This window comes from Aequoribacter sp., assembly GCF_965659035.1.
In the GTDB taxonomy this organism is placed as follows: Bacteria; Pseudomonadota; Gammaproteobacteria; order Pseudomonadales; family Halieaceae; genus Aequoribacter.
Genome location: NZ_CBFHWH010000183.1, coordinates 1 through 1256 on the forward strand (window position 1 = coordinate 1; position 1256 = coordinate 1256).

Annotated in this window: 4 protein-coding genes; all 4 read right to left on the minus strand. The window is 46.3% G+C overall.

All coding sequences use genetic code 11. The features are described 5' to 3' along the window. The coding region (gene yidC / locus ACTF5Z_RS12235; protein ID WP_438985877.1) for a membrane protein insertase YidC at positions 1-383 on the minus strand (383 nt) is incomplete at its 3' end. Between the two features lie 5 nt (positions 384-388). Further along, on the minus strand, positions 389-622 hold the full coding sequence (gene yidD, locus ACTF5Z_RS12240; protein ID WP_438985878.1) for a membrane protein insertion efficiency factor YidD: 234 nt from the start codon (positions 620-622) through the stop codon (positions 389-391). Next, complete coding sequence (gene rnpA, locus ACTF5Z_RS12245; RefSeq protein WP_438985879.1) at positions 603-1016, minus strand: ribonuclease P protein component; 414 nt, start codon at positions 1014-1016, stop codon at positions 603-605. Before rnpA ends, yidD begins: the two co-directional genes overlap by 20 nt. 24 nt (positions 1017-1040) lie before the next feature. Beyond that, positions 1041-1175 carry a 50S ribosomal protein L34 gene (gene rpmH / locus ACTF5Z_RS12250; protein WP_009575330.1) on the minus strand — a complete coding sequence of 45 codons (135 nt, stop codon included), beginning with the start codon at positions 1173-1175 and terminating at the stop codon, positions 1041-1043. Between the last annotated feature and the right edge of the window lie 81 nt (positions 1176-1256).

Genomic DNA, 1256 nt, shown 5'->3' on the forward strand with positions numbered 1-1256 from the left:
AGGTAAATACGTCGGGCATTTTGTTCCAGTAAAACGAAAGGATTAGAAGGGTCGTCGATTTTAGCCAGGTAGTCGCGCAGGCCCGCGTATACGATGTCGCCCCCCTGAAGGTCAATGGTAACGACTAAAGTGTCGGTAGTGACGTTTATGACCCCTTGGTTTGTGGCATTCGAGAGACCTAAGGATGATTCATTAGAGGCTTCAATAATACTCGGGATGTCAGAGCTGCTGTCATCTAAACTGACGGATTCGGACGGCGCAAAAGCTGGTGTCATGACAGCTTGCTGTTCAGTCGCCTTATCTTTAAAGATGACCCACTCCGTCAGTAGCATCCATGAAAGAACGGCTATGGCGCCAATGAGTGCGTAGCGTTGAATGTCCATAGTGATCACTTATTTACGGTCTGTTGAGTTTTTGGAACAGGGTCATACCCACCATCGTGCCATGGATGGCATTTTCCCAATCGTTGGGCAGTTAGTATTGATCCACGTAAAGCGCCGTGCTCATGCAAGGCTTCGATTGCATATTCAGAGCAGGTTGGATAGAAGCGGCAGTTTCGCCCTAAAAAGGGGCTTAAAAGCAAACGATACAGCTTTATAAAATTAATCAGCAACTGACGCATTGGCTTTACGATATTCACTAATGTTCTGTGAGGCTTGAGTATGCACTTTTTCGATCATTTTCGTAATTGCAAGTCGTATAAACTTTGTGTCCAAGCTTCCAGCACCTGAGCGCGCCAACAATACCATGTCTAGAGGCAAAGCGCCCTCTTTTTGACACCGAAAAAGTTCGCGAGCTTGTCGTTTTACGCGATTTCGTCCAACCGCAGTTTTGATGTGTTTTTTTGCAATAACAAGGCCCAAACGAGACGTGTCGCTTAGGCTTGGTTTCGCGAGTAGTAGAAAGGTTTGAGAGCTGGCTTTGAAGGGCGCGTTATCAAAAACGTGTTGATAATCGCTTTTGGTCAGCAATCGTTTGCGCCGACCAAAAGAGAAGTCTTGCTTTGAATCGGTCACAGAACCAAGGGAGGTCCGATACGATTAAGCAGATAAACGCTTACGACCTTTGGCGCGACGACGGTTAATAAGCTGACGGCCAGACTTTGTAGCCATGCGAGCGCGAAAACCGTGAGTACGTTTGCGTTTTAAGACGCTTGGCTGAAAAGTTCTTTTCATGATGTACACCTAAAAAGTATATTGTTTAAGGCCAAAGGCCCGTTCAAAGGGCGCGTATTCTAGAGCCTTTCTATTCTCTAA